The sequence below is a fragment of the Sphingomonas sp. genome (assembly GCF_035758555.1).
Classification (GTDB): domain Bacteria; phylum Pseudomonadota; class Alphaproteobacteria; order Sphingomonadales; family Sphingomonadaceae; genus Sphingomonas_B.
Map to the genome: position 1 here is coordinate 1 of NZ_DASTXI010000088.1, position 4,354 is coordinate 4,354.

At 67.7% G+C, this 4,354-nt stretch carries 7 protein-coding genes; 1 reads left to right on the forward strand and 6 read right to left on the reverse strand.

Annotated elements, in window-relative coordinates; genetic code table 11:
* The 3 genes from VFT73_RS05420 to VFT73_RS05430 all read right to left on the reverse strand — a co-directional run.
* On the reverse strand, positions 1-717 hold a 717-nt coding region (locus VFT73_RS05420; RefSeq protein WP_326409145.1), incomplete at its 3' end, for an FAD-dependent oxidoreductase.
* Positions 710-1,093, reverse strand: a complete 384-nt coding sequence (locus VFT73_RS05425; protein ID WP_326409146.1) for an endonuclease domain-containing protein — start codon at positions 1,091-1,093, stop codon at positions 710-712. The genes VFT73_RS05425 and VFT73_RS05420, both read right to left, overlap by 8 nt.
* A 135-nt stretch (positions 1,094-1,228) precedes the next feature.
* On the reverse strand, positions 1,229-2,500 hold the full coding sequence (locus VFT73_RS05430) for a pyruvate dehydrogenase complex dihydrolipoamide acetyltransferase (RefSeq protein ID WP_326409147.1): 1,272 nt from the start codon (positions 2,498-2,500) through the stop codon (positions 1,229-1,231).
* Between the two features lie 125 nt (positions 2,501-2,625).
* Between VFT73_RS05430 and VFT73_RS05435 the strand changes: the two genes are divergently transcribed.
* Positions 2,626-3,081 (forward strand): universal stress protein, encoded by a 456-nt coding sequence (locus VFT73_RS05435; RefSeq protein ID WP_326409148.1) that lies wholly within the window; start codon positions 2,626-2,628, stop codon positions 3,079-3,081.
* On the opposite strand, the gene VFT73_RS05440 is transcribed toward VFT73_RS05435, so the two are convergent.
* The 3 genes from VFT73_RS05440 to VFT73_RS05450 all read right to left on the reverse strand — a co-directional run.
* On the reverse strand, positions 3,078-3,563 hold the full coding sequence (locus VFT73_RS05440; RefSeq protein WP_326409151.1) for a GAF domain-containing protein: 486 nt from the start codon (positions 3,561-3,563) through the stop codon (positions 3,078-3,080). The two genes, VFT73_RS05435 and VFT73_RS05440, sit on opposite strands and share 4 nt — an antisense overlap.
* Positions 3,564-3,643: 80 nt before the next feature.
* On the reverse strand, positions 3,644-4,057 hold the full coding sequence (arfB, locus tag VFT73_RS05445; protein WP_326409149.1) for an alternative ribosome rescue aminoacyl-tRNA hydrolase ArfB: 414 nt from the start codon (positions 4,055-4,057) through the stop codon (positions 3,644-3,646).
* Positions 4,050-4,354 (reverse strand): pseudouridine synthase (locus tag VFT73_RS05450; protein WP_326409150.1); only part of this gene is annotated, 305 nt, incomplete at its 5' end. The genes arfB and VFT73_RS05450, both read right to left, overlap by 8 nt.

Here is a 4,354-nt window from a genome sequence, read left to right on the forward strand (position 1 = left end):
AAGCTTCTCGACTCCCGCGCCGGTCATCGTCTTCATGCCCTGCTTCTTGACCGCCTTCTCCAGGAACGCGGAGACGTCGGCGTCTTCGACGGGCACCAATCGGTCGAGCATCTCGACCACGGTCACGTCCGCGCCCATGTCGCGGTAGAAGCTGGCAAACTCGATGCCGATCGCGCCGGAACCCACGACCAGCAGCTTGGTCGGCATTTCGGGCGGCGTCATTGCGTGGCGATAGGTCCAGATGCGCTTGCCGTCGGCCTTCGCGAACGGCAGGTCGCGCGCGCGGGCGCCGGTCGCGACGATGATGTTCTTGGCGGTCAGTTCGGTCGCCTTGCCGTCCTTCGTGACGGAGAGCTTGCCCTTTCCGGTCAGCTTGCCGTCGCCCATATGCACGTCGATCTTGTTCTTCTTCATCAGGTGCGTGACGCCCTGATTCAGCTGCTTCGCGACCCCGCGCGAGCGCTTCACCACCGCTTCAAGATCGGCGCTGATCTGGTTCGCGACCAGGCCGTAGTCCTTGGCGTGCTGCATGTAATGGAACACCTCGGCCGATCGCAGCAGCGCCTTGGTCGGGATGCATCCCCAGTTCAGACAGATGCCGCCCAGCAGCTCGCGCTCGACGATCGCGGTCTTGAGGCCGAGTTGCGCCGCGCGGATCGCCGCGACATAGCCGCCAGGCCCGGAGCCGAGGACGATGAGGTCGTAGGTGTCAGGCATTCGAAGGGGCTCCATCGGAAGCCCCTCTCCCCTTGCGGGAGAGGGAGAGGCCCAAGCCGAAGGCTTGGGAGGGTGAGGGGGACAGCGCCGAATAAATCGCGTCGGCGACGCCAGTCTCGTTCGTCAGCACGCCGCTGTTCCAGAAGCGCAGCACCCGGAAGCGCTGCGCCGTCAGAAAGCGGTCTCTGCGCTCGTCGTAGCGATTGTCGGCGTGCTGAGAACCGTCGGCCTCGACGATCAGCCGCGCCTCGAAGCAAACGAAATCGACGATGTACGGGAATATGATCTGCTGGCGTTTGAACTTGAACGTTGCCAGACGCTTATCGCGCAGCATCGACCAGATACGCTTCTCCGCTTCGGTCGGATTGCGCCGCATCCATCTGGCGCGCTCAAGCAACTGGGCGTGAGTTAGGAGGCGCGGTGCTTCCCCCTCACCCTCCCACTCGCCTGACGGCGAGCGGGCCCCTCCCTCTCCCGCAAGGGGAGAGGGGCTCTCTCCCACAGCGTTCACCTAGGCCACCATCCCCAGCGGGCTTTCGACCAGTTCCTTGAACACCTTCATCAGCCGCGCGCCGTCCGCGCCGTCGATGGCGCGGTGGTCGAAGCTGCCGGTTGCGCTCATCACTGTCGCCACCGCCAGCGCATCGTCGACCACGTACGGCCGCTTCTCGCCGGCGCCGATCGCCATGATCATGCCCTGGGGCGGGTTGATGACGGCGTCGAACTGCTTGATGCCGAACATGCCCATGTTGGAGATGCTGGCGGTGCCGCCTTGGTATTCGTGCGGCTGCAGCTTGCCTTCCTTGGCGCGCGACGCGAGCTCGTGCATTTCGGACGAGATCGCCGCCACGCCCTTTGCGTCGGCGCCGACGATGATCGGCGTGATCAGCCCGCCCGGGATCGACACCGCGACCGAGATGTCCGCGCGGCTGTATTTGATCAGGTTATCCGGCGTGAAGCTGACGTTGCACTCCGGCACCTGCTTCAGGCTGACGGCCAGCGCCTTGATCAGCAGGTCATTGACCGACAGCTTCACCCCGCGCGCGGTGAGCGCACTGTTCAGCTCGGCACGGAGCTTCAGCAGCGCGTCGAGGCGGATGTCGACCGTCAGATAGATATGCGGGATCGTCGACTTCGCCTCGGTCAGGCGGCGCGCGATCGTCTTGCGCATGTTGGACAGCTTGACCGCTTCGTGCGGGATTTCGGTCTCGAACGGCTGGGCGGGTGCGGCCGGAGCGGGCACCGCGGTGGGAGCAGGCGCTGCGGCAGCCGGCTTCGGCGCCGCGCCGGGCTGGGCGCCCTCGATGTCCGCCTTGACGATCCGCCCGCCTGGGCCGGAGCCCTGGAGCCCACCGAGGTCGATGCCTTTGGCTTCCGCCAGCCGCCGGGCCAGCGGGGAGGCCTTCACCCGTTCGCCACTCGCCTGCGGAGCGGCTGCGGGGGCTGGAGTCGGCGCGCGAGCGGGAGCAGGCGCCGGAGCAGATTCTTGCTTCGGAGCCGGCGCCGGCGCCGGGGCAGCGGCGGCCGCGCCGGCGTCCTCGCCCTCGCTGGCGATCAGCGCGATCACGGCACCGACCTTCACGCCATCCGCCCCTTCCGGCACGACGATCTTCGCGATCGTGCCTTCGTCGACGGCCTCGAATTCCATCGTCGCCTGGTCGGTCTCGATCTCGGCAAGGATGTCGCCCGATTTGACCGCGTCGCCTTCCTTGACCAGCCATTTGGCGAGCGTGCCTTCCTCCATCGTCGGCGAGAGGGCCGGCATCTTGAGCTCGATCGGCATGGAGGTCCCTTTGCTTTGCTGGATCGTTTGAGCCCCCTTCGGCCAAGCCTCCCGACCGGTCAAGATATTGCGCTCAGGCGCTGCTTGCCCCATTTTTGCGCAAAACGGGGGCACGGGGCACGCAAATGCGCACCTATCTGGCAGTCATCGACGATACCGAAGAAGCGGAGATCGCGCTGCGCTTCGCGGCGCGGCGCGCGGCCAAGACGGGCGGCACGGTGCTGGTGCTGGCGCTGATCGAGCCGGCCGAGTTCGTCACCTGGGGCGGCGTGCAGGCGACGATGGAAGACGAAGCCCGCCAGCGCGCCGAAGGGCTGGTCGCGCGCGTTTCGGGATCGCTGTTCGACGAGGCGGGGATCCGCCCCTCCATTCTCGTCCGCCAGGGCGATGCAGTGCACGTCGTCCGCGAATTGCTTTCGGAGAATGACGGTATCGCGGCGCTGGTGCTGGGCGCCTGCGCCAGCGGATCGCCGGGCCCGCTCGTCTCCCACTTCGCGGGTGCCGATGCCGGCAAGCTGCCCTGCCCGGTGATGGTCATTCCGGGCAGCCTGACGCCCGAAGCGGTGGACCGGCTGTCTTAGCCCGCGATCCGCGGCGCCAGCAGCTTCACCAGCATCTCGCAGCCGGCGGCGTCGCCGGCGTCGAAGCGGCCGGGGTGCGGGCTGTCGAGATCGAGCACGCCGATCAGCCGGCCCTGCTCGACGATCGGCACCACCAGCTCGGATGCGGACGCCGCGTCGCAGGCGATGTGCCCGGCATAGGCGTTCACGTCGGCGACCAGCTGCGTCTCGCGCGTTTCCGCGGCCGTGCCGCACACACCCTTCCCCATCGCGATGCGGATGCAGGCGGTCTTGCCCTGGAACGGGCCCAGCACCAGCTCGCCGTCGATCAGCCGGTAGAAGCCGGCCCAATTGAGGTCGGGCAGATATTCGAACAGCAAGGCCGCCGCGTTCGCCATGTTGGCGATCGGGTCCGGCTCGTCCGCGGTCAGCGCGTCGAGCGCGGAGAGGAGGTCGTTGTAGAGCTCGGTTTTGCTCTCGGACTTGATGTCGAAGTGAAACATGTTCTCCATGTACCCCTGCGAAAGCAGGGGTCCAGCCCGAAACGCGTGGACCCCTGCTTTCGCAGGGGTGCGGGTGCCAACTAATCCAGCCGCACCTTCCCCCGCCCCGCCTTGACCGCGCTGCGTTCCTTCTTCGCATCCACCCGCTTCGCCTTGGCCGCCTTGCTCGGCCTCGTCTTCTTGCGCTTGGCGGGCGCGAGGTGCGCTTTGCCGACCAGCTCCGCCAGCCGCTCGCGGGCTTCGGCGCGGTTCGCGTCCTGAGTGCGGTGGGCACGGGCCGTGACGACGATCTCGCCTTCCTTGGTCCAGCGGCTGCCGGCGAGGCTCTTCAGCCGGGCATAGACGTCCGGGTGCAGGCGCAGCGCGAACACGTCGAGCCGCAGCTGCACCGCGCTTGCCACCTTGTTGACGTTCTGCCCGCCCGGCCCGGTCGCGGCGAGGAAGCGTTCCTCGAGAGCGTCCTCCGGCAGCGGCGGCCATTCGACCCTAGCCATGCGCGAACGCCCCGAACCGTTCCGGCAGCGGCGCCTCGACGTCGATCGCCGGCTTGTTGTGGCGCGGCACGACGATGCGGCTGGCATGGAGCAACATCGTGGGGCCGCCCCGTCCGTAGGTCGGATCGCCGGTGATCGGCAGGCCGAGCCCACTCGCGGCATGGACGCGGAGCTGGTGCGTCCGCCCGGTCTGCGGCTCGAACCGCACCAGCGCGCGGCCATCCTTCACGTCGAGCAGGGTCCAATGAGTGACGGCGGGCTTGCCCTTTTTCGCCGGGATGATCCGCCAGCCCTGCG